Annotated in this window: 28 protein-coding genes; 25 read left to right on the forward strand and 3 right to left on the reverse strand. The window is 62.6% G+C overall.

Annotated features, from left to right (window positions below; translation table 11 throughout):
* Window positions 1-1,182, forward strand: a 1,182-nt coding sequence (gene glsA / locus Q0X61_RS09190) for a glutaminase A (RefSeq protein ID WP_297742234.1), incomplete at its 5' end; no start/stop codon positions are given.
* Window positions 1,183-1,222: 40 nt separating this feature from the next.
* The gene (gene gltX, locus Q0X61_RS09195) at window positions 1,223-2,674 is read left to right on the forward strand and encodes a glutamate--tRNA ligase (RefSeq protein ID WP_297742235.1); all 1,452 of its coding nucleotides are present in this window, start codon (window positions 1,223-1,225) and stop codon (window positions 2,672-2,674) included.
* Between the two features lie 62 nt (window positions 2,675-2,736).
* Here gltX and Q0X61_RS09200 read toward each other — a convergent pair whose 3' ends face one another.
* The 3 genes from Q0X61_RS09200 to Q0X61_RS09210 form a co-directional block, all read right to left on the reverse strand.
* Window positions 2,737-3,771 carry a hypothetical protein gene (locus tag Q0X61_RS09200; RefSeq protein WP_297742236.1) on the reverse strand — a complete coding sequence of 345 codons (1,035 nt, stop codon included), beginning with the start codon at window positions 3,769-3,771 and terminating at the stop codon, window positions 2,737-2,739.
* Window positions 3,771-4,745 carry a hypothetical protein gene (locus tag Q0X61_RS09205; protein ID WP_297742237.1) on the reverse strand — a complete coding sequence of 325 codons (975 nt, stop codon included), beginning with the start codon at window positions 4,743-4,745 and terminating at the stop codon, window positions 3,771-3,773. The genes Q0X61_RS09200 and Q0X61_RS09205 overlap by 1 nt, the downstream gene beginning before the upstream one ends.
* A 131-nt stretch (window positions 4,746-4,876) precedes the next feature.
* Window positions 4,877-5,653, reverse strand: coding sequence for a siderophore-interacting protein (locus Q0X61_RS09210; protein ID WP_297742238.1), 777 nt, complete (start codon window positions 5,651-5,653; stop codon window positions 4,877-4,879).
* A 454-nt stretch (window positions 5,654-6,107) separates the two neighbouring features.
* On the opposite strand from Q0X61_RS09210, the gene Q0X61_RS09215 reads away from it, so the two are divergent.
* The 23 genes from Q0X61_RS09215 to rpsE all read left to right on the forward strand — a co-directional run bounded on the left by Q0X61_RS09215 (window position 6,108) and on the right by rpsE (window position 19,978).
* Entirely contained in the window at window positions 6,108-6,569 is a 462-nt protein-coding gene (locus Q0X61_RS09215) for a hypothetical protein (RefSeq protein ID WP_297742239.1), read from the forward strand.
* 287 nt (window positions 6,570-6,856) lie between these two features.
* Window positions 6,857-7,168: a 30S ribosomal protein S10 gene (gene rpsJ / locus Q0X61_RS09220; RefSeq protein ID WP_297742240.1), complete on the forward strand. Its 312-nt coding sequence runs from the start codon at window positions 6,857-6,859 to the stop codon at window positions 7,166-7,168.
* A gap of 10 nt (window positions 7,169-7,178) precedes the next feature.
* On the forward strand, window positions 7,179-7,835 hold the full coding sequence (gene rplC, locus Q0X61_RS09225; RefSeq protein ID WP_297742241.1) for a 50S ribosomal protein L3: 657 nt from the start codon (window positions 7,179-7,181) through the stop codon (window positions 7,833-7,835).
* Entirely contained in the window at window positions 7,832-8,761 is a 930-nt protein-coding gene (rplD, locus tag Q0X61_RS09230) for a 50S ribosomal protein L4 (RefSeq protein WP_297742242.1), read from the forward strand. Before rplC ends, rplD begins: the two co-directional genes overlap by 4 nt.
* Complete coding sequence (gene rplW, locus Q0X61_RS09235; RefSeq protein ID WP_297742243.1) at window positions 8,758-9,063, forward strand: 50S ribosomal protein L23; 306 nt, start codon at window positions 8,758-8,760, stop codon at window positions 9,061-9,063. The genes rplD and rplW overlap by 4 nt, the downstream gene beginning before the upstream one ends.
* Before the next feature lie 29 nt (window positions 9,064-9,092).
* Entirely contained in the window at window positions 9,093-9,929 is an 837-nt protein-coding gene (gene rplB, locus Q0X61_RS09240) for a 50S ribosomal protein L2 (RefSeq protein WP_297742244.1), read from the forward strand.
* A gap of 16 nt (window positions 9,930-9,945) precedes the next feature.
* Window positions 9,946-10,227 (forward strand): 30S ribosomal protein S19, encoded by a 282-nt coding sequence (gene rpsS / locus Q0X61_RS09245; RefSeq protein ID WP_108870125.1) that lies wholly within the window; start codon window positions 9,946-9,948, stop codon window positions 10,225-10,227.
* Window positions 10,228-10,254: 27 nt separating this feature from the next.
* Entirely contained in the window at window positions 10,255-10,656 is a 402-nt protein-coding gene (gene rplV, locus Q0X61_RS09250) for a 50S ribosomal protein L22 (RefSeq protein WP_297742245.1), read from the forward strand.
* Between the two features lie 2 nt (window positions 10,657-10,658).
* Window positions 10,659-11,465: a 30S ribosomal protein S3 gene (gene rpsC / locus Q0X61_RS09255; protein ID WP_297742246.1), complete on the forward strand. Its 807-nt coding sequence runs from the start codon at window positions 10,659-10,661 to the stop codon at window positions 11,463-11,465.
* Window position 11,466: 1 nt separating this feature from the next.
* Window positions 11,467-11,886, forward strand: a complete 420-nt coding sequence (gene rplP, locus Q0X61_RS09260) for a 50S ribosomal protein L16 (RefSeq protein WP_297742247.1) — start codon at window positions 11,467-11,469, stop codon at window positions 11,884-11,886.
* Entirely contained in the window at window positions 11,886-12,116 is a 231-nt protein-coding gene (gene rpmC, locus Q0X61_RS09265; RefSeq protein WP_297742248.1) for a 50S ribosomal protein L29, read from the forward strand. The genes rplP and rpmC overlap by 1 nt, the downstream gene beginning before the upstream one ends.
* Entirely contained in the window at window positions 12,116-12,403 is a 288-nt protein-coding gene (gene rpsQ, locus Q0X61_RS09270; RefSeq protein WP_297742249.1) for a 30S ribosomal protein S17, read from the forward strand. The genes rpmC and rpsQ overlap by 1 nt, the downstream gene beginning before the upstream one ends.
* Window positions 12,404-12,570: 167 nt before the next feature.
* Window positions 12,571-13,941, forward strand: coding sequence for an ABC transporter substrate-binding protein (locus Q0X61_RS09275; RefSeq protein ID WP_297742250.1), 1,371 nt, complete (start codon window positions 12,571-12,573; stop codon window positions 13,939-13,941).
* 57 nt (window positions 13,942-13,998) lie between these two features.
* On the forward strand, window positions 13,999-15,282 hold the full coding sequence (locus tag Q0X61_RS09280) for a carbohydrate ABC transporter permease (protein ID WP_297742251.1): 1,284 nt from the start codon (window positions 13,999-14,001) through the stop codon (window positions 15,280-15,282).
* The gene (locus Q0X61_RS09285; protein WP_297742252.1) at window positions 15,279-16,160 is read left to right on the forward strand and encodes a carbohydrate ABC transporter permease; all 882 of its coding nucleotides are present in this window, start codon (window positions 15,279-15,281) and stop codon (window positions 16,158-16,160) included. The genes Q0X61_RS09280 and Q0X61_RS09285 overlap by 4 nt, the downstream gene beginning before the upstream one ends.
* 216 nt (window positions 16,161-16,376) lie before the next feature.
* A complete protein-coding gene (gene rplN / locus Q0X61_RS09290; protein WP_297742253.1) occupies window positions 16,377-16,745 on the forward strand; it encodes a 50S ribosomal protein L14 in 369 nt (122 codons plus the stop codon).
* Between the two features lies 1 nt (window position 16,746).
* Entirely contained in the window at window positions 16,747-17,115 is a 369-nt protein-coding gene (gene rplX / locus Q0X61_RS09295) for a 50S ribosomal protein L24 (protein WP_297742254.1), read from the forward strand.
* The gene (gene rplE / locus Q0X61_RS09300; protein ID WP_297742255.1) at window positions 17,115-17,726 is read left to right on the forward strand and encodes a 50S ribosomal protein L5; all 612 of its coding nucleotides are present in this window, start codon (window positions 17,115-17,117) and stop codon (window positions 17,724-17,726) included. Before rplX ends, rplE begins: the two co-directional genes overlap by 1 nt.
* A gap of 9 nt (window positions 17,727-17,735) precedes the next feature.
* The gene (locus Q0X61_RS09305; protein WP_297742256.1) at window positions 17,736-17,921 is read left to right on the forward strand and encodes a type Z 30S ribosomal protein S14; all 186 of its coding nucleotides are present in this window, start codon (window positions 17,736-17,738) and stop codon (window positions 17,919-17,921) included.
* A 78-nt stretch (window positions 17,922-17,999) separates the two neighbouring features.
* Window positions 18,000-18,404 carry a 30S ribosomal protein S8 gene (gene rpsH, locus Q0X61_RS09310; RefSeq protein WP_297742257.1) on the forward strand — a complete coding sequence of 135 codons (405 nt, stop codon included), beginning with the start codon at window positions 18,000-18,002 and terminating at the stop codon, window positions 18,402-18,404.
* 17 nt (window positions 18,405-18,421) lie between these two features.
* On the forward strand, window positions 18,422-18,964 hold the full coding sequence (gene rplF / locus Q0X61_RS09315; RefSeq protein ID WP_297742258.1) for a 50S ribosomal protein L6: 543 nt from the start codon (window positions 18,422-18,424) through the stop codon (window positions 18,962-18,964).
* The gene (gene rplR / locus Q0X61_RS09320; protein WP_297742259.1) at window positions 18,964-19,347 is read left to right on the forward strand and encodes a 50S ribosomal protein L18; all 384 of its coding nucleotides are present in this window, start codon (window positions 18,964-18,966) and stop codon (window positions 19,345-19,347) included. The genes rplF and rplR overlap by 1 nt, the downstream gene beginning before the upstream one ends.
* 19 nt (window positions 19,348-19,366) lie before the next feature.
* On the forward strand, window positions 19,367-19,978 hold the full coding sequence (gene rpsE, locus Q0X61_RS09325) for a 30S ribosomal protein S5 (RefSeq protein ID WP_297742260.1): 612 nt from the start codon (window positions 19,367-19,369) through the stop codon (window positions 19,976-19,978).
* The last annotated feature ends 80 nt before the right edge of the window (window positions 19,979-20,058 follow it).

A 20,058-nucleotide genomic window follows, 5' to 3' on the forward strand; every position in this document is an offset into this window, starting at 1 on the left:
CCCGAGCTGAGCAACGTCAATCCGAACCGCCTCGCGGTCGCGGTGTGTATGGGTGATGGCACGGTGTACGGTGCGGGCGACGCCGATGTCGAGTTCACCATTCAGTCCATGTCGAAACCCTTTGTATACGCGCTCGCGTTACGTGATCAGGGCCTCGAGGCCACACAGCAGAAGGTGGGGGTGGAACCGTCGGGCGATGCCTTCAACGACCTCTCCTTGAGCGACGATGGTCGGCCCCAGAATCCCATGATCAACGCCGGCGCTATGGCGGTACATGCCCTGATCGGTGGGCCACAGGCGCCGCTGCGTGAACGCACGGAGATGATCATCGATGGACTGTCGCGTTTCGCCGGGCGGCAACTGACCGTCGACGAGGACGTGTACGCGTCGGAGTTTGCGACGGCGTTTCGCAACCGCGCAATCGCCAACATGCTGCGCAACGTCGGGGTGATCGAGCAGGACCCGCGCGACATCGTCGGCGAATACACGCGTCAGTGCGCCACCAAAGTGACGACGAAGGACCTCGCGACGATGGCCGTCACCCTGGCGATGGGCGGACGCAACCCTGTCACGGGCGAGCAAGTGGTGCCGGCGTGGGTGTGCCGGTACGTGCTGTCGGTGATGATGACGTGCGGCATGTACGACGCCGCCGGCGACTGGATGACCACCGTGGGCATCCCCGCGAAGTCCGGGGTGTCTGGCGGCGTGTTCGGCGCGCTGCCGGGGCAGGCCGGTCTGGCCGCGTTCTCCCCGAAGGTGGACAGTCACGGGCACAGTGTGCGCGGCGTGCGCGTGTTTGGTCACCTGTCGCGCGACCTCAACCTGCATCTCATGGAGGTGCAGGAAGCGAGGGTGCGCCTGCTGGAGTCGAGCCGTGAAGTAGAGTTGCGCGACGGTTTGGCCCGCCACCTGCGACTGCGCGGCGCGCTGTACTTTGGCTCGGTGGAGCGCCTCCTGCGCGAGCTGGCTGATATCCCGGACGAGCACACCGTCGTCGTGGATCTGAGCGACGTCACGCACATCAACCCGATTGGTCGACGCATGCTGCTCGACGCGATGGAACAGCTTGGTGGAGCGGGAGAGCGGCGGCTGGTGCTCGTCGACCCGGCCTCCAGGCTGCGTGACCCGGAGGGAACCGGTGTCGAGATGGACGTCGTCAAGAAGATCGACGAAGAGCGCTGAGCAGCCTCGATGTGCCGGCAGACGATAGGCTGGCTGCACTATGTCTGAGATCACGCCCGCCCGCACCCGCGTCGCACCTTCGCCCACCGGAGACCCCCACGTCGGCACGGCCTTCATGGCCCTGTTCGACCTTGCATGGGCGAGGAAAACCGGGGGGCAGTTCGTGCTCCGTATCGAAGACACCGACCAGGCCCGCCTCGTCGAAGGCAGCGAGCAGCAGATCTACGATTCGCTCGCCTGGCTCGGGTTGCAGCCTGACGAGGGCCCACACATCGGTGGAGAGTTTGCTCCGTACCGACAGTCCGAGCGACTGGAAACCTACCGGCCCTACGTCGAACAGCTCATCGCCGACGGCCACGCCTACTACTGCTGGTGCTCGCCCGAGCGGCTGAAACAGATGCGCGACGAGCAGGCCAAGAGCAAGCAGTCGATCACCGGCTATGACAGACTCTGCTACGGCAAGACGAAGGAAGAACGCGCGGCCCTGCCCGGCTTCTCCGAGACGCCAGTGGTGCGGATGCTCATTCCCGACGACGTCCCCCTCACATTCGACGACCTCATTCGCGGCGAGGTGAAGGCGCCACGCCCCGACGACCAGGTCATCCTGAAGACCGACGGGTTCCCCACCTACCACATGGCGGTCGTCGTGGACGATCACCTGATGGGCATCAACACCGTCGTGCGCGGCGAGGAGTGGATTTCGTCGACGCCGAAGCACGTGTTGCTCTACCAATGGCTGGGCTGGGAGGTGCCGCAGTTCGCGCACATGCCGCTGCTGCGTAACACCGACAAGTCGAAGATCTCGAAGCGCAAGAACCCCGCTGCGCGGCTCATGTGGTTCAAGGAGCAAGGCTATCTGCCGGAGACGGTACGCAACTTCCTGCAGCTGCTCGGCTACGCCGGCGACGAGGAATCCGAGGTGAAGACCTTCGACGAATTCGTGGCCGAGTTCTCCTGGAGCAAGGTGCACACCGTCGGGCCCATCTTCGACCTCCAGAAACTCGATTGGCTCAACGGCCACTACATCCGCTCGCTGAGCGCCGATGAACTCACCCAGCGCATCGTCGCTTGGGCGAAGGAGTACGGGCAGTGGGAGGAGCACATGAGCCTCGACGTGCTGCGCCAGGCCGTGCCCATCATTCAGGAGCGCCTGGTGACGCTCTCGGGGGCGCTGCCGCAGCTCGACTACCTGTTCTCAAACGATATCCAGATCGCCGACGACGCCCGCGCCACGCTGAAGGATGACGCAGCCGAGGTGCTCGAGCAGGCGCTCGCGGTGATGGAATCGGTGCCGATGGAAGCCGCCGCGATTCAGGCTGCGCTGCGCGAACGTCTGTGCGACGGCATGGGCATCAAGCCGAAGTTCGCGTTTGGCCCGCTGCGAGTGGCGATCTCCGGCAAGAAGGTGTCACCGCCGCTGTTTGAGTCGATGGAGATTCTGGGCCGCGACGAGTCCGTCCGGCGTCTGCGCGCTCTCCGCGCCGAACTGTAACGCGCGCCACAACCCTCAACGTGTGAGATTTGTTACGGAAACCCGCAACAAATCTCACGACATCACGGTTTGGCGAGGCTCGGCCCGGCCTCGATGGCGAGGCGTTCGTCGAGGGTGGGCAGGTAGTAGAGCGCCAGCGAGTCGAGAATGCGCTTGACCTGGGTGAGCGACGCCTGACGCTCGCCCTCCGTCGTGGCCCCGGCCGCGAGGCGCGCGGCCTTGCCGGCTCGTCGGGCATCCGAGCGAGCCTGCTCAGGCAGATGCTCGAAGCCGAGCCGCTCGGCATTCGCCTGGGCGACGTTGAAGCTGACCTCCACATCAGAAGCCAGCGCGTCGAGCTCGTCGGTACTCGTGGCGTCGGTGGCGTCGTCGAAGGCCACGAGTGCAGCCTCGAACTCCGCCGTCGTAGACACGGTCTGGTCGAACAGCGCCGAACATTCAATCCGGTAGGCGATGTCTTCGCGAAGCTCTAGGTAATGCGTGCGGATGGCATCGACGCGTTGGATCACCAGCTGGCGACGATCTGCGCTCGCCGATGGCGGCACCCAGAGTTTTCCCTGCTCTAGGGTGAGCGCGTAGGGGAGGATGGTCTCCATCGTGATGCCCAGCTTGTCGGGAGCCATGATCTGCACCTTGTTGGGTGATTTCCAGAACCGACGAATCGACTCGCCCGCCGCGCCGCCTGTCAAGAACGCTAAGTAGAGCATGGAGCCAGAAAGGGCAGCCGTCATGAGCGTGAAGGCGAGCGTGGTCGCCAGCATCACGACGAGGTTACGTGTCGAAAAGAGCTTGTCCTCGCTCCACACTACCGTCGGGATGACCAGCGCACGGATCAGGTCACCTTCGCTCCCGTCGCCAGAAAGCCGCGCCGCGCCAGTTTTGCCGATGGGCACGCTGGGCTTCACTTTCTCTTCAAAACGCTCGCCGTTGATGCGCTGCATCACCAGCTTGATCTTGTTATCCTCCCAGTGGCCCCCATCGTCGTCTCTCTGGGCGTCTACGACGATGGCGTCGACGTTGGTGTAGAGGAGGCAATATCCGGGTTCGAAGTCTCCCCACGGCGCATCGAGCGGGATGGGCTGCCAGGTGTCGACCATCACGCCCTCCTTCCGGGCAGCTGGAGCGGAGCGCGTCCAGTGATGGCCTTGCGCGCCTGCGCGCCGGAAGGCAGGAAGTAGAGCGCCAACTCGTCGAGGATGGCGACGGCGCGGTCAAGCGCAGCGGCGCGTTCCGCGTCGGTGGCCGACTGGTCCGCAGCCAACCTTGCAGCCTTGAGCGCGGTGCCAGCCTTCTCCCGAGACGCCGCCGGAATGTGCTCCATGCCGATGCGTTCAGCGTTGGCGCGGGCCGCGTCGAATGTGGAACGCACCCGAACAGCAAGTGCGCGACGCCCCTCGTCGCCCAGCATGCCGTCGTTGTTGTCCCACTGGAGGAGGGCCAGCGTGAAGGCCTTCGACGTGGGCTCGTGCGGATCAAACAGTGCGGGGTATTCGATGCGGTACACCACATCGCTGAGCAGCCTGCCATACTCGGCCTTCACATCGTCGACGTCCACGTCTTGCGGCGGAGCGGGCAGTTGAAACTGCTCGGCCGTGGTGATCTCGTCGTTCTTCCCCTGGCGCACCACCCAGGAGCGCGAATGGTTTCCCTTCTTCGCCGCGTCAAAGCCAATAACCACCGCGGCGACGCCGATGCCCATGATGAGGAACCGCAGGAATCCGAGAGATTCCCAGAAAATGCCGACGATCGCCATCGCCCCACCGACGATGAAGGGGATGAAGTTCAGCACCTGTCGTGCGTGATGGGGCTTGGCAACGATGATCCCTTGCTCCACTGCGAAGGCCCGCAGGGGGCGCAACGACGCCGCCGCTGCCACCGCCTGGCGCACCCGCTGTGTACGCGGAAAACCCCAAGCATCGCGTTTCCGGCCATCAGGGAGGTACGCGATGAAATGATTTCGCTCATTGCCGGACCGATGCTCGAAAAAGACACGGCCCTGCTCGGTCTCCACCAGGAGCCGACGAGGTGCCCGCTCCAACGGCGTTTCGAGGGGTACCTCCTCCAACTGCATTCCCACACTCTAACGAACAGTGGGGCCGAGGCCCATAGGCGCCAGCCCCACCAATGTGCGGGAAGTGAAGAATTAGCCCACCGAGTTCACGCCTTCAAGCTTCTTCGGTTGGCCCTTATGTACGTCTTTCGCTAGATCTTGCCAATGGCGGTCTTCTTCTCCGCCTGGAACTCATCCTCGATACGTCCGAATGCCCAGTATCCGGAGATGCTCAACCGGTTGGCAGGCACGTTGCGTTCCTTGAACACCGACCGGAGCGCTTTCATCGCCCCGCGCTCCCCGTGAGCGAAGACGCTGATGTCGCCGTAGGTGGACCAGGGGAGTGCGGCGACGAGGTTCGCCAGGCGCTGCTCGTCGTAGGGCTCGCCATCGCGCGGCGCCCAGCGCACTTCCACCCCGGCGGGTGCGTCCAGCTGATGGGTGCCGTGCTCGGTCTCGATGATGACCAAAGCACGGGCGCGTTCGTCGAGCTGTTCGAGGCCCGCGCCGATGGCGGGCATTGCCGACTCGTCGCCAACGAAGAGATGGAAATCAGCATCGGCTGGGGGCGACCATTTGCCGCGCGGTCCGCGGGCGAGCACCCACTCGCCTGGCACGCAGCGCACCGCCCACGGGCCTGCCAGGCCCTCGGAGCCATGCACGAGAAAATCGACGGTCACCTCGTGCGCGTCTGCGTCGTAGTGTCGCACAGTGTAGGTGCGCAGCGTTGGGCGGTGATCGGGAACGTGCTGGAGCGGGCCGTGTTCGTCGAACAGTATTTTGAGGTAGGAGTCAGCGAAGCCGGGATAGTCGAATTGATCGACGGTAAAGATGATGCGCATCACGGAGTCGCAGAGCTGTTCTTTTCGTGCGACGGTGAGTCGGGCGATTGTAGGTTCGGGGCGCGCCGGGTTGGCTGCGACAGGCATAGGTTCCTCCAGGCTGACGGCTAGCATCCATAATACGCAACGTGGCTGTTAGGTATTTCGTGCCGGCGAAGGATGGTGCTTGGACCCGGGCGGTGGATACTCTCGTACTACTTCGACGAAGGGAAATGTTATGAGCTATCCACCTCAGCAGCCGTGGCACCAAGGCGGGGGTCACAATCCGCAGCAGCCCCAGCAGTGGGGCGGTCAGCCGACGGGCCAACCCTCCACGCCGCAGTGGGGTTGGCAGCAATCTCCACAGTTACCCGGACAGCAGTGGGGCGGCCGTCCAGGTGGTCAGCCGTCGCCTCAACCATGGAACAGTCAGCAGGCGCCGCATGGGGGCCCGCAGCAATGGGGTTACCAGTCTCAGCAATGGAACGGCCAGCAATGGGGTGGACCCGCACCGCAGAGGTCAAAGACCGGCTTGTGGGTTGGGATCGGCATTGGTGCGGTCTTGCTCGTCGCGCTCATTGTCACGCTCATTTTGGTGCTGGGTGGCGGCAAGTACGCCGGTAAAGAACGTCCTGCGCTGCCCGATGAGTTCGGTGGGTGGTCAAGGGTGGATGAGAGCCAGCGTCTTGGAATCTCGTTTGGCAATCTGTACGAGAAGGATGGCAAGCAATTGACAGTACTCGAGTCTGACCTCAATGACATCGATGAGGATCAACCTAAAGGCGTCGACGATGAGGAAAACGAGACGACAACGGACAAGGCAGAAGTTGAGAAAACAAAACCTGCACCGGGTGTTGACTGCGTCAACAGCGAACGCGACGGCCGCAGAATCACGGTTTGCGTTGTCCTCTACGAGGACAAGAAGGTGTTCTCCGTCATGGCGTTTGATCCTGATGATGGAAGTGGTGTTCCGTCGAAGTCCGAGGTAGAGCAGGCCGCAGTGGAGCTGTCGAAGCAGAAATGACCAGCAGCCCCGTCGAGGTGGTGAGCGCCTTGATGGGGGCCGATTTGGTGTGTGCGGGGCGTTCGTGCCAAGATAGTCAGGTTGCTCCGCTGAGCGGTGCCCATTTGTGGGCTGTAGATTCCGCTGGCATGGTCGGGCAAACACCCAGTGTTTGGAAGGCCTTCTGAGTTCGGAAGGCGGCCTTCAGCCGGGTGCGAGCGCGACACTCCCGTCCGCGGGGGTGGGGGCGACAAGGGGTTTTACCCCAATGAACTCCAGTTCAATAGGGACGAGAAGAAGGAACAACTGTGGCGGGACAAAAGATCCGCATCCGGCTGCGGGCGTATGACCACGAGGTCATCGACAGCTCGGCGCGCAAGATCGTCGATACTGTGACTCGCACCGGTGCCCAGGTGGCTGGCCCCGTGCCGCTGCCCACCGAGAAGAACGTGTTCTGTGTTATTCGTTCGCCCCACAAGTACAAGGACAGCCGCGAGCACTTCGAGATGCGCACGCACAAGCGCCTCATCGACATCCTCGACCCCACTCCGAAGACGGTCGACTCGCTCATGCGCCTTGATCTTCCTGCGGGCGTCGACATCGAGATCAAACTTCCGTGAGGTGTCAAGCATGAGTGAACGAATTGTGAAGGGCATTCTGGGCACCAAGCTCGGTATGACCCAGATGTGGGACGACGACAACAAGGTCGTTCCCGTAACCGTGGTCCAAGCCGGCCCGTGCGTCGTCACGCAGGTCCGCACCCCCGAGGTCGACGGGTACTCCGCCGTGCAGCTCGGGTATGGCGCGTTGAAGGCCAAGAAGGTCACCAAGCCGGCGGCCGGCCACTTCGCAAAAGCTGACGTGACCCCGCGCAAGCACCTCGTTGAGCTTCGCACTGCCAATGCATCCGAGTTCACCCTCGGACAGGAGCTCACCGCCGATGTCTTCGCTGACGGAGATATCGTCGACGTGACTGGCACCACGAAGGGCAAGGGCACCGCTGGTGTGATGAAGCGTCACGGCTTCGCTGGTCTGCGCGCCTCGCACGGTGTGCACCGCAAGCATCGCTCTCCCGGTTCTATTGGTGGATGCTCCACCCCCGGTCGCGTGTTCAAGGGCCTGCGCATGGCTGGCCGTATGGGCAACGACAAGGTGACCGTCCAGAATCTCAAGATCCACGCCGTGGACGCCGAGCGCGGTCTGCTGCTCGTGCGCGGCGCGATCCCCGGCAACAAGGGCTCGCTCGTCGTCGTGCGCAGCGCTGCCCGGAAGGGTGACGCAGCATGAGCACCAACAACGTTGACGTGATTGATGTCAAGGGTAAGAAGGCCGGCTCCGTTGAGCTGCCCGCTGAACTCTTCGACGTTCAGACCAACATCCCCTTGATCCACCAGGTCGTGGTGGCCCAATTGGCCGCCGCACGCCAGGGTACGCACAAGGTGAAAGGCCGCGGCGAAGTTCGTGGCGGCGGCAAGAAGCCTTGGCGTCAGAAGGGCACCGGCCGAGCTCGCCATGGCTCCACGCGCGCACCGCAGTGGACTGGTGGTGGCGTCGTGCACGGCCCGCAGCCTCGTGACTACGCGCAGCGCACACCTAAGAAGATGGTTGCAGCCGCGCTTCGGGGCGCACTGTCTGATCGTGCTCGCGAGCAGCAGGTGTTCGTCGTGAAGGAGCTCGTCGCTGGTGAGAAGCCGTCGACGAAGGCCGCGCTGGCTACGCTCGCGCAGTTCGGCGACATCGACAAGGTGCTCGTCGTGCTCGACCGCTTCGAGGAAGTCGCCTGGCTTTCCGTCCGTAACGCGGCACAGGTGCACGCCATCCTCGTCGATCAGCTGAACGCCTACGACGTGCTGGTCAATGACAAGGTCGTGTTCTCCGAGGCAGCGCTCGCGGCATTCGTCGCTGGCCCCGCCAGGGGAAAGTCGATGAAGGCGGCAGCGACGTCGGCCGAGGCCGTCGAGGTTGAGCAGTCCGCTCAGGCTCAGCCTGCACAGACCGAGGACGATGCACCCGCTGACGGTTCCTACAAGGGCGACAACCCTCCGGCAGGGTTCGACATCAAGGGCAATGCCGATTCCGGTAAGTTCCACACCCCCGAGTCCCCGTGGTACGGACGCACCAAGGCTGAGGTCTGGTTCAACAGCGTCGAGGCCGCCGAGGCCGCGGGCTTCGTGAACGCCGTCTCTAACAACTCCGAGGAGGAGAAGAAGTGACCGGTCTGAAGATCCGCAATCATCGAGACATCATTCTGCGCCCCGTCGTGAGCGAGAAGAGCTACAACCTGCTCGACGAGAACAAGTACACGTTCATCGTCGCTCCCGACGCCAACAAGACCGAGATCAAGATCGCCATCGAGGAGATCTTCGGCGTCAAGGTCCTCAGCGTGAACACCGCCAACCGCCGGGGCAAGTCCCGCCGTACCCGCTACGGCGTGGGCAAGACCGTCGACACCAAGCGTGCCATCGTCACCTTGGCTGAGGGCGACCGCATCGACATCTTCGGCCCGACCGAGTGATCGAGCGGCGAGGAAGGAACTGAACTTTCATGGGTATCCGCAAATACAAGCCGACTACGCCGGGCCGTCGCGGCTCGAGCGTCTCGGACTTCGCCGAGATCACTCGCTCGACGCCTGAGAAGTCGCTGCTCGTTGCTAAGACGAAGACGGGCGGTCGCAACAACTCCGGGCGCATCACGACGCGTCACATCGGCGGAGGTCACAAGCAGGCGTATCGCCTGATCGACTTCAAGCGTTACGACAAGGATGGCGTACCCGCCAAGGTCGCGCACATCGAGTACGACCCGAACCGCACCGCGCGTATTGCACTTCTGCATTACGCCGACGGTGAGAAGCGTTACATCATTGCCCCGAACGGTCTGAGACAGGGTGCACAGGTGGTTGCCGGCCAGGGTTCTGACATCAAGCCGGGCAACAACCTTGAGCTGCGTCAGATCCCCGTCGGTACTGTGGTGCACGCCGTAGAGCTCCGCCCCGGCGGTGGTGCGAAGCTCGGCCGCTCGGCCGGCGCGTCCATCCAGCTCGTCGCTCGTGAGGGCAAACACGCCACGCTGCGTATGCCGTCGGGAGAAATGCGTATGGTCGATGTCCGTTGCCGTGCCACCATTGGTGCCGTCGGCAACGCTGAACAGGCCAACGTCCACTGGGGTAAGGCCGGGCGCAACCGTTGGAAGGGTATTCGGCCGACTGTCCGCGGTGTCGTGATGAACCCGGTCGACCATCCTCACGGTGGCGGCGAGGGCCGCACGTCGGGTGGTCGCCATCCTGTCTCGCCTTGGGGTAAGAAGGAAGGCCGCACTCGCAGCAAGAAGAAGGCGAGCAACCGCATGATTGTCCGCCGCCGCAAGACCGGCAAGAAGCGCTGATAAGGGAGCCTGAACAATGCCACGCAGTTTGAAGAAGGGCCCCTTCGTTGACGACCACCTGATGAAGAAGGTGGACGCTCAGAACGAAAAGGGCACAAAGAATGTCATTCGTACCTGGTCCCGGCGCTCCATGATCGTGCCGGACATGCTGGGTCACACCATCGCCGTCCACGACGGCCGCAAGCACGTCCCGGTGTTCGTCACCGAGTCGATGATCGGTCACAAGCTCGGCGAGTTCGCCCCCACGCGCACCTTCAAGGGGCACGTGAAGGACGACAAGAAGGCGCGCCGGCGCTAAGGCAATCGAGAAATAGGGAACTGATTTATGAGCAACGAAAACGGCATGAGCCGTCGCCGCGAGGTCCTGCTCGGGGATCGTCCTGGCTCGTACGCCATTGCGCGCCACGTCCGGATGAGCCCCCGCAAGGTCCGACGCGTCGTCGACCTGGTGCGCGGAATGGACGTCAACGACGCCCTGACCGCGCTGAAGTTCGCGCCACAGGCAGCCTCAGATCCGGTGTATAAGGTGGTGGCTTCTGCCGTCGCCAACGCCGAGTCTGTCGAGGCCCTGCGTGCTGATGACCTCTACATTTCCAAGGCGTTCGTCGACGAAGGTGTCACCCTTCGTCGGATTCGCCCCCGCGCCAAGGGTTCCGCTAGCCGGATCCTCAAGCGAGGGAGCCACATCACCGTCGTTGTCGAACCCCGCGAGTCGAAGGAGGATTGATCGTGGGACAAAAGATTAATCCGAACGGCTTCCGGCTCGGCGTGACGTCTGATCACACCACCCGTTGGTTCGCTGATAAGAACTACGCCGCACTCGTCGGTGAAGATGTCAAGATTCGCGAATGGCTCAAGGAGAACCTGGAGCGGGCCGGCATCTCGTCGATCGAGATCGAGCGCCGCTCTGAGCGCGTCACCATCTTCCTGCACGCCGCCCGCCCTGGCATCGTCATTGGGCGCAACGGCGCGGAAGCAGAGCGCGTGCGCGGCGAGCTCGAGAAGCTCACCGGCAAGCAGGTGCAGCTCAATATCCTTGAGGTGAAGAACACCGAGACCGACGCACAGCTCGTCGCGCAGGGTATCGCTGAGCAGCTCAGCGCGCGCGTCGCGTTCCGACGCGCCATGCGCAAGGCGCAGCAGTCCGCCATGCGAGCTGGGGCCAAGGGCATCCGTATCAAGTGCTCCGGACGTCTCGGCGGCGCGGAAATGTCGCGCTCGGAAGGCTACCGCGAGGGTCGAGTTCCGCTGCACACGCTGCGTGCGGACATCGACTACGGCTTCTTCGAGGCCCGTACCACCTTCGGCCGTATCGGTGTCAAGGTGTGGATCTACAAGGGCGACGTCACTGGCACGCGCGCTGAGCGCGCAGCGCAGAAGGCCGCCCGTAACCAGGCCCCCGGTGGCCGCCAGCGCCCAGGCCGTCGCCCGGGCCGTGGTGACCGTGGGGATCGTCCCGAGCGCGGCGGACGTCGTCGCGCACAGGCCGCGGCACCTCAAGCCGAGGCTGCCGTGAACGAGAACGCAGGAGCCTGACATGCTGATTCCTCGTCGAGTGAAATTCCGTAAGCAGCATCACCCTAAGCGCAGCGGTGTGGCCAAGGGCGGCACCAAGTTGGCGTTCGGTGATTACGGTATCCAGGCGCTCGAGCCGTCGTACCTGACCAACCGTCAGATTGAGGCAGCACGTATCGCGATGACCCGTCACATCAAGCGTGGCGGTAAGGTCTGGATCAACGTGTACCCGGATCGTCCACTCACCAAGAAGCCAGCTGAAACCCGCATGGGTTCCGGTAAGGGTTCTCCCGAGTGGTGGGTTGCCAACATTCAGCCCGGACGCGTCGTCTTCGAGCTCTCGGGTGTCGACGAAGCTGTGGCGCGTGAGGCACTCCGCCTCGCTATCCACAAGCTTCCTTTCAAGGCACGTTTCATCAAGCGCGAAGCAGGTGAGTTCTGATGAGTAACGCACTGAAGGCCGCCGAATTGCGCGGCATGAGCCGTGACGCTCTGAACGAGAAGGTTGTTGAGCTGAAGCAAGAGCTGTTTGGACTGCGCTTCCAGGCCGCCACTGGCCAGCTCGAATCCCACGGACGTCTGCGCGAAGTCCGCAAGGACATCGCCCGTGTCTACACCGTGCTCCAGGAACGCAACCTGGGCATCGTCGAAGAGCCCTCTGAGGAGAACTGATGACTGAACAGAACACCCAGGTCGAGCAGACCGAGGAGCGTGGCCGTCGCAAGGTCCTCACCGGCGTCGTAGTGAGCGACAAGATGGACAAGACGATCGTCGTGATGGTGGAAGACCGCGTGAAGCACCCGCTGTATGGCAAGGTCATCACCAAGTCGGAGCGCCTCCAGGCGCACGATGAGGACAACTCTGCTGGTATCGGCGACCGGGTGCGCGTCATGGAGACGCGCCCGCTGTCGGCGAAGAAGCGTTGGCGTTTGACCGAGATCGTGGAGCGCGCGAAGTAGTATTCGTCTCAACACAACTGTCGACGGTGGCTCGTTCCTTTTTGGGGAGCGGGCCACCGTTCAAATTCGTGCGAGCGAGCGGTGTTGGTTATACTTCCCGTTGCGTAGATCGATTGAGGAATCAACTGTGGTGTTGATCCTCGCGTCACGCCAAGTGGAGGAGATCAATGAAGACCAACAGATTCAAGGCAGTGCTTGCAAGCCTGGCAGCCGCAAGTCTCGCGCTCGTGGGGGCGTGCTCGTCGGGTGGTTCGGAAGGGGGTTCCTCGGCGAGCCCCAAAGCTTCCGACGACGCCTCGCCCTCGAAGGCTAGTGAAGCCCCAGCGTCGGACTACCCCGAGTTGAAGGGCAAGAGCCTGAACGTCGTCGCAGCCTGGTCCGGTGACGAGCAAAAGAATTTCGAGAAAGTCCTGGCGAAGTTCCAGGAGCTCACCGGCGCGGAGGTGAAGTACGAGTCGTTTGGTGATAACGGTCCGACCTTCATTCAGACCCGCCTCGAAGGTGGAAACCCGCCAGACGTAGCGGTCGTCGCCCAGCCCGCGCTGCTGCAGAGCCTAGCCAAGGACGGCAACATCAAGTCGCTGTCCGAGGACGTGCAGGCTGTCGTCAAGAACAACTACTCGCAGTCGTGGATCGATCTCGGTAGCGTCGAAGACAAGAACTACGGCGTATGGTTCAAGGCCGCCAACAAGTCGACGATGTGGTACAACACCTCCATCTGGGAAGAAGCTGGCGCCGACCCGGAGAAGGCCGCCCAAGATTGGGATGCCTTCGTGGAGCAGCTGGGCCTCATTCGCGACGCAGGGTACGCAGGTATCTCCGTGGGCGCCGATAAGGGCTGGCCGCTCACCGATTGGTTCGAGAACGTCTACCTCCGCGCGGCTGGCGCGGAGAAATACGATCAGCTCACCAAGCACGAGATCCCCTGGACTGACGATTCGGTGAAGGAGACACTCGAGATTCTGGGTAAGTTATGGGGTTCAGACGTGGTGCAGCCCGGCGGTGGCCAGCGCGATTTCCCGACCAGCGTGACGGAGACGTTCGGCGCTGATCCGAAGGCAGGCACCGTCTACGAAGGCGACTTCGTGGCGGGCAACATTACTGCAGACGGCAACTCTACCGTCGGCGAGACCGCCAAGTTTTTCGACTTTCCCTCGGTGAAGGGCTCCGCCCCGGCCGTCATGGGAGCCGGTGACGTCGCGGTGCAGTTCAATGATGAGGAAGCCACCAACGCCTTCATGAAGTTCCTCGCTTCCCCGGAGTCCGCGGTCGAGTGGATCCCGAGCGGCGGCCTCACGTCGCCGAACAAGGCCGTAGACACGTCGCTGTACCCCGACGAGACCTCGAAGCAGATCGCTGAGGCGCTGGTGAACGCGAAAGACTTCCGTTTCGATATGTCCGACCTCACCCCGTCGGCCTTCGGCGGTACGGAGGGTCAGGGCTTCTGGCAGGAACTCATCACGTTCTACGAGAACCCGTCCGACGTTGCAGGTGCCATGCAGCGGCTCGAGGCCGCAGCGGTGTCCGCCTACAAGTAAATGGCAGATTCACCGCGAACTGCAGGTGGGCGCACTGCCTCACGGCAACGATGGTCCGTGGGGCGGTGGCTCACCGTCGCATCCTTCCTGCTCCCGGCAATGGTGATGCTCGGAGCGCTCGTGGTGTATCCCGTGATCTTCACGGTGGTGCGCTCGTTCTACAGCAAGTCGGGTGACCAATTCGTTGGTTGGGACAACTACGTCACGATGTTCACCAACGAGACCACCTTCATGGCCATCCGCAACAACATTTTGTGGGTGCTCGTCGCACCCGCAGCGTGCACCATCCTGGGCCTCATATTCGCGGTGTTGCTGGACAAGATTCGGTGGAAGACCGCCTTCAAACTCATCGTCTTCATGCCCATGGCAATCTCGATGCTGGCCGCCGGCGTGATTTTCCGCTCCATGTTCCAAGAGGATCCGAAACTGGGCACGGTCAACGCGGCGGTGGTGGCTGTCGACGGGTGGTTCAATGACGCTGCGCACTATCCAGGCGCGAAGCCGCGCAAGAACGCAGGGATCGCGGCAGAAGCAGGCATCATCGCCTCGGATAACCAGGTGCGTGCGGGCGAGGTGCAGCATTTCCCCCTGATCGCCATCAAACAAGACACTGTTCCTGAAGAGGCGCTGCAGGCGATCGAAGGTCCAGCCCCTGGTGGCACGCAGATCGCCGGTACGGTATGGCTCGACGTGATCCGCGGCGGCGGGGGAGAGCAGGGCCAGATTGAGGCGGGCAAGCGGGGGCTGCCCGGCATCAGGGTAGACGCCGTCGATGCCGACGGTAAGGTGGCCGGCCACGCCACTACGAACCCCGATGGCACGTTCGTGATCGATGGCTTGGAAGCGGGTAGCCAGTACAAAGTGGCGCTGCCTGCGGCAAACTTCTCGCAAGGCGCCCAGGGCGTGAGCTGGCTGGGCTCGACCTTCATTAACGCCGTCGTGATGCTGTCCTACATTTGGATTTGGGCCGGGTTCGCGATGGTGATGATCGCGTCGGGGCTTTCCGCGATGGATCGTTCGCTGCAAGAGGCTGCACGCATGGATGGCGCGAACGAGTGGAAGGTCTTCACAAGGATCACCGCGCCGCTGCTCGCTCCGGTGCTCGTCGTGGTGTTCGTCACGCTCATCATTAACGTGTTGAAGATCTTCGATCTCGTGTACGTCATTCCGCCGGGCACGTCGAAACCAGCAGCCAACGTCATCGCCGTCGAGATGTGGACCCAGTCCTTCGGCGGCGGGCAGCACTTCGGTTTGGGTTCGGCGCTCGCTGTGTTACTGCTCATCCTGGTGTTGCCCAGCATGATTATTAACGTTCGGCGTTTTAAGGAGGAGCGCTCATGACTTCTCCCACGAGCCTGTCACGCAAGCACGACAAGCGTACGCGGCGCTTCGCGACCAGCATTGGCAAAGGCGTCGTCAATGTCGTGCTGGCAGTGGTGGCCGTCTTCTGGATGGTGCCCACACTGGGGTTACTGCTGACCTCGCTGCGGAGCTCTGGCGATAACGCCGCGTCCGGGTGGTGGACCGTCTTCACGAAGCCTGCGCAGCTCACGCTCGATAACTACGCGAACCTGCTGCACAACCCCACGATCACCGGGTCGTTCTGGAACACGGTCGTCATCGCCGTACCTTCTACCTTCTTTGTGGTTGTCATCGGCGCGCTCGCTGCCTACGCGTTCGCGTTCTTGAAGTTTCCTGGGCGCGACGCGCTGTTCATCGTTGTGGTGATTTTGCTGGCCGTGCCCATTCAGGTGGCGCTGATCCCGCTCGCGGGATTGTTCGGCGCTCTCGGCATTTTTGGTGACGTGCTGGGGGTGATTCTGTTCCACATTGCGTTTGGCCTGCCGTTTGCCATTTTCTTGTTGCGTAACTTCTTCACGCAGTTCCCGACGGAGCTCCTCGAGGCCGCGCGTGTAGACGGCGCCAGCGATTGGATGGTCTTCGTCCGCATCGTGCTGCCACTGGGCCTGCCGGCGATTGCCTCACTCGCGATCTTCCAGTTTCTGTGGACGTGGAACGACATGCTCGTCGCGCTGATCTTCACCTCGGGTGATTCGGCCCCGCTAACTGTCGCCATTCAGCAGCAGCTTCGCCAATTCGGATCCAACATCGACGTGCTCTCGGCCGGCGCGTTCCTGTCAATGATCGTGCCCCTGATCGTATTCTTCGCGTTCCAGCGCTACTTCGTGCAGGCGCTCCTGGCAGGGTCACAACGCTGAGCGGGGCGTTCACCGCCCCTGCGATTAGGTGCTCGCGCCCGCCTGCGTTAACATAGGCAAGTTGCTTTGGGTCTGTGCCCTTGCGAGGGGACCTTTCCCGGGCCGCAACATGGCTCCCACTCTCTCGAGGCGGGGGTTACCTCCTGGCAAAATCCAGGGGGGCCGTTTCTAGTTTCACAAGGCCAGTTCCTGGAACCGGTGGGACAAGGAGAAGTAATGATTCAGCAAGAGTCGCGGCTGAAGGTCGCCGACAACACAGGCGCAAAGGAACTCCTCTGCATCCGTGTGCTCGGTGGCTCTGGACGTCGCTACGCATACCTGGGTGACACCATCGTCGCCACCGTCAAGGACGCGATCCCTGGCGGCACTGTCAAGAAGGGCGAGATCGTCAAAGCGGTCGTCGTTCGCCAGCGCAAGGAGAGCCGTCGCCCCGACGGTTCCTACATCAAATTCGACGAGAACGCCGCCGTGCTGCTCAGGAACGACGGCGAGCCTCGCGGCACGCGTATTTTTGGCCCCGTGGCGCGCGAGCTGCGTGACAAGAAATTCATGCGCATCGTGTCCCTCGCTCCGGAGGTGATCTGACATGGCACTGCATGTGAAGAAGGGTGACAGGGTTCGGGTCATCGCAGGGAAAGATAAGGGCAAGACCGGCGATATCATCGCTGTGTACCCGGACGACCAGAAGGTCACCGTGCAAAGCGTGAACCTGGTGGAGCAGCACCGTCGCGAGCAGCAGACGAGCACAGGGCGCAAGATCGAAGGTGGCATCGTCACCACTGAAGCGCCGATTCATGTTTCGAACGTGCAGCTCGTGGTGAAGAAGGACGGCAAGGACGTGCTCACCCGTGTGGGTTACAAGCGTGTCGAGGTCACCAAAACCCGCCCCGACGGCTCCGAGTACAAATCAGAGCGTTCCGTTCGCATCGCCCTCGCTACTGGGGAGGAGATCTGATGGCTGAGATGCCCCGCTTGAAGAAGCAGTACCGCGAGACGATCGTCCCTGCGCTGCAGGAGGAGTTCAACTACGACAACCCCATGCAGATCCCCGGCCTGACGAAGGTTGTCGTCAACATGGGCGTCGGTGAGGCAGCTCGCGACTCGAAAATCATCGACGGAGCGATCCGCGATCTCACTGTCATCACGGGCCAGAAGCCTGCGGTGACGAAGGCCCGCAAGTCCATCGCCCAGTTCAAGCTGCGTGAGGGCCAGCCCATCGGCTGCCACGTCACGCTGCGTGGCGATCGTATGTGGGAGTTCGCTGACCGTCTGCTCACCCTGGCGTTGCCCCGAATCCGCGACTTCCGCGGACTCAACGGCCGTCAGTTCGATGGCCAGGGTAACTACACCTTCGGTCTCAACGAGCAGGTCATGTTCCTCGAGATCGACCCGGACAAGATTGACCGCGTGCGGGGCATGGACATCACGTTCGTGACCACCGCGACGAACGACGTCGAGGGCCGTGCGCTGCTCAAGCACCTTGGATTCCCGTTCAAGGCCAAGGACGATCCGAAGAAGCCCAAGGCCAAGCGTGGCCCGGCTTACTACGCCAAGAAGAAGAAGTGAGGCTAAGGCATGGCTAAGACTGCGCTCAAAGTCAAGCAGGCCCGCAAGCCGAAGTTCGGCGTGCGCGCCTACACCCGCTGCCAGAAGTGCGGACGACCCAAGTCGGTCTACCGCAAGTTTGGCCTGTGCCGCGTGTGCTTGCGCCAGCTCGCGCACGCAGGCGAACTGCCGGGCGTCACCAAGTCATCCTGGTGAGTCCCACCGTCTAACCCACATCCATGAACGCGACAGGTCCTGAGGCAAGGAAACCGGCGCGAGAAAGAGGTACAGGTCATGACAATGACTGACCCCATCGCAGACATGCTCACGCGTCTGCGCAACGCCAATCAGGCGTACTTGGATTCGACGTCGATGCCGTCGTCCAAGATCAAGGTCGGGATCGCCGAGATCCTGAAGGCAGAGGGCTACATCTCCGATTTCGAGCAGACCGAGGTTGAAGGCCAGGTCGGCAAGGTATTGAAGGTGACCCTGAGGTACGGCGACTCCCGCGAGCGTTCCATCGCAGGCCTGCGCCGTATCAGCAAGCCGGGGCTCCGCGTCTACGCGAAAGCGAACCAGCTTCCTCGGGTGCTTGGCGGTCTCGGTATCGCCATCATTTCCACCTCGCAGGGGCTGCTGACTGACAAGCAGGCCAAGGCTCAATCCGTTGGCGGCGAAGTGCTCGCCTACGTGTGGTGACAGGAGGTAGATGAACCATGTCTCGTATTGGTAAGTACCCCGTCACCGTGCCGAGCGGCGTTACGGTCACGCTCGACGGACAGCACGTCGGCGTGAAGGGCCCGAAGGGTGAACTGGAGTTCACCGTCAAGGAGCCCATCACTGTCAGCAAGAATGACGATGGCGCAATCCAGGTGGATCGCCCGAACGACGAGCGTGAGAATCGCTCGCTGCATGGGCTCACCCGCACGCTGATCGCCAACATGATCACCGGTGTCACCGAGGGCTACGAGAAGAAGCTCGAGATCGTCGGCGTTGGTTACCGTGTGATTTCCAAGGGACCGAAGCAGCTCGAGTTCGCGCTCGGCTTCTCGCACCCCGTCATCATCGACGCACCCGAAGGCATCACCTTCAACGTGGAGAACCAGACGAAGTTCTCTGTGCAGGGCATCGATAAGCAGCTCGTCGGCGAAACGGCCGCGAACATCCGTAAGCTGCGCAAGCCTGAGCCTTACAAGGGCAAGGGCGTGCGTTACGCGGGTGAGCACGTCCGTCGCAAGGCTGGAAAGGCTGGTAAGTAATGGCTATCTCGCTCCGCGCGGGCAAGAACCTGGCTCCGAAGACCGCGTCGCGTTCCCGTCGCCAGCTTCGTGCTCGCAAGAAGATCACCGGCACCGCCGAGCGTCCACGTCTCGTGGTTACCCGGTCGCCCCGCCATCTGTATGCGCAGGTCATCGACGACGTCCAGGGCCGCACGCTCGTGTCCGCGTCGACGATGGAAGCCGATCTGCGCAACGAAGGAGGCACCAAGTCCGAGAAGGCCGCGAAGCTGGGCACGCTGCTCGCCTCGCGCGCGAAGGACGCGGGCATCGCTGCGGTTGTGTTCGACCGCGCTGGTAACAAGTACACCGGCCGCCTCGCGGCCCTGGCCGATGCCGCCCGCGAGGGTGGCCTCGACTTCTGACCCGACGAAAGAGGAAACGATGAGTGAAACCCAGCAGCGCGGCAACCGCGCAGGTGGTGAGCGTCGTGGCCGTGACGATCGTCGTGGCCGTGACAACAATGTTCGTGATGACAAGAAGCAATACCTCGAGCGCGTGGTTGCGATCAACCGCGTTGCCAAGGTGGTGCAGGGCGGTCGCCGCTTCAGCTTCACTGCGCTGGTCGTAGTGGGCGACGGTGAAGGCACCGTCGGCGTGGGCTACGGCAAGGCGAAGGAGGTGCCGGCCGCGATCGCCAAGGGCGTGGAAGAGGCCAAGAAACACTTCTTCCACGTGCCGATGATTCAGCGTTCCATCCCGCACGCTGTGCAGGGTGAGAAGGCTGCCGGCGTCGTCATGCTGCGTCCCGCAACGCCTGGTACTGGTGTGATTGCCGGTGGTTCCGTGCGTGCCGTGCTCGAGTGCGCAGGCATTCACGATGTGCTGTCCAAGTCGCTCGGTTCGCCGAACGCCATCAACGTGGTGCACGCGACGGTTGACGCGCTCAAGCAGCTCGAGCAGCCGGAGCAGGTGGCTCGCCGCCGCGGTCTGCCCGTCGAGGATGTCGCTCCTGCAGCGATGCTTCGCGCCAGCAAGGAAGAGGTGGCGAGCTAAATGGCACAGCTGAAGATCACCCAGATGAAGTCCGGTGCCAAGGGGAAGGGTAATCAGAAGGATTCCCTTCGTTCGCTTGG

Origin of the sequence: uncultured Tessaracoccus sp. (genome assembly GCF_947255005.1) — a bacterium.
GTDB lineage: Bacteria > Actinomycetota > Actinomycetes > Propionibacteriales > Propionibacteriaceae > Arachnia.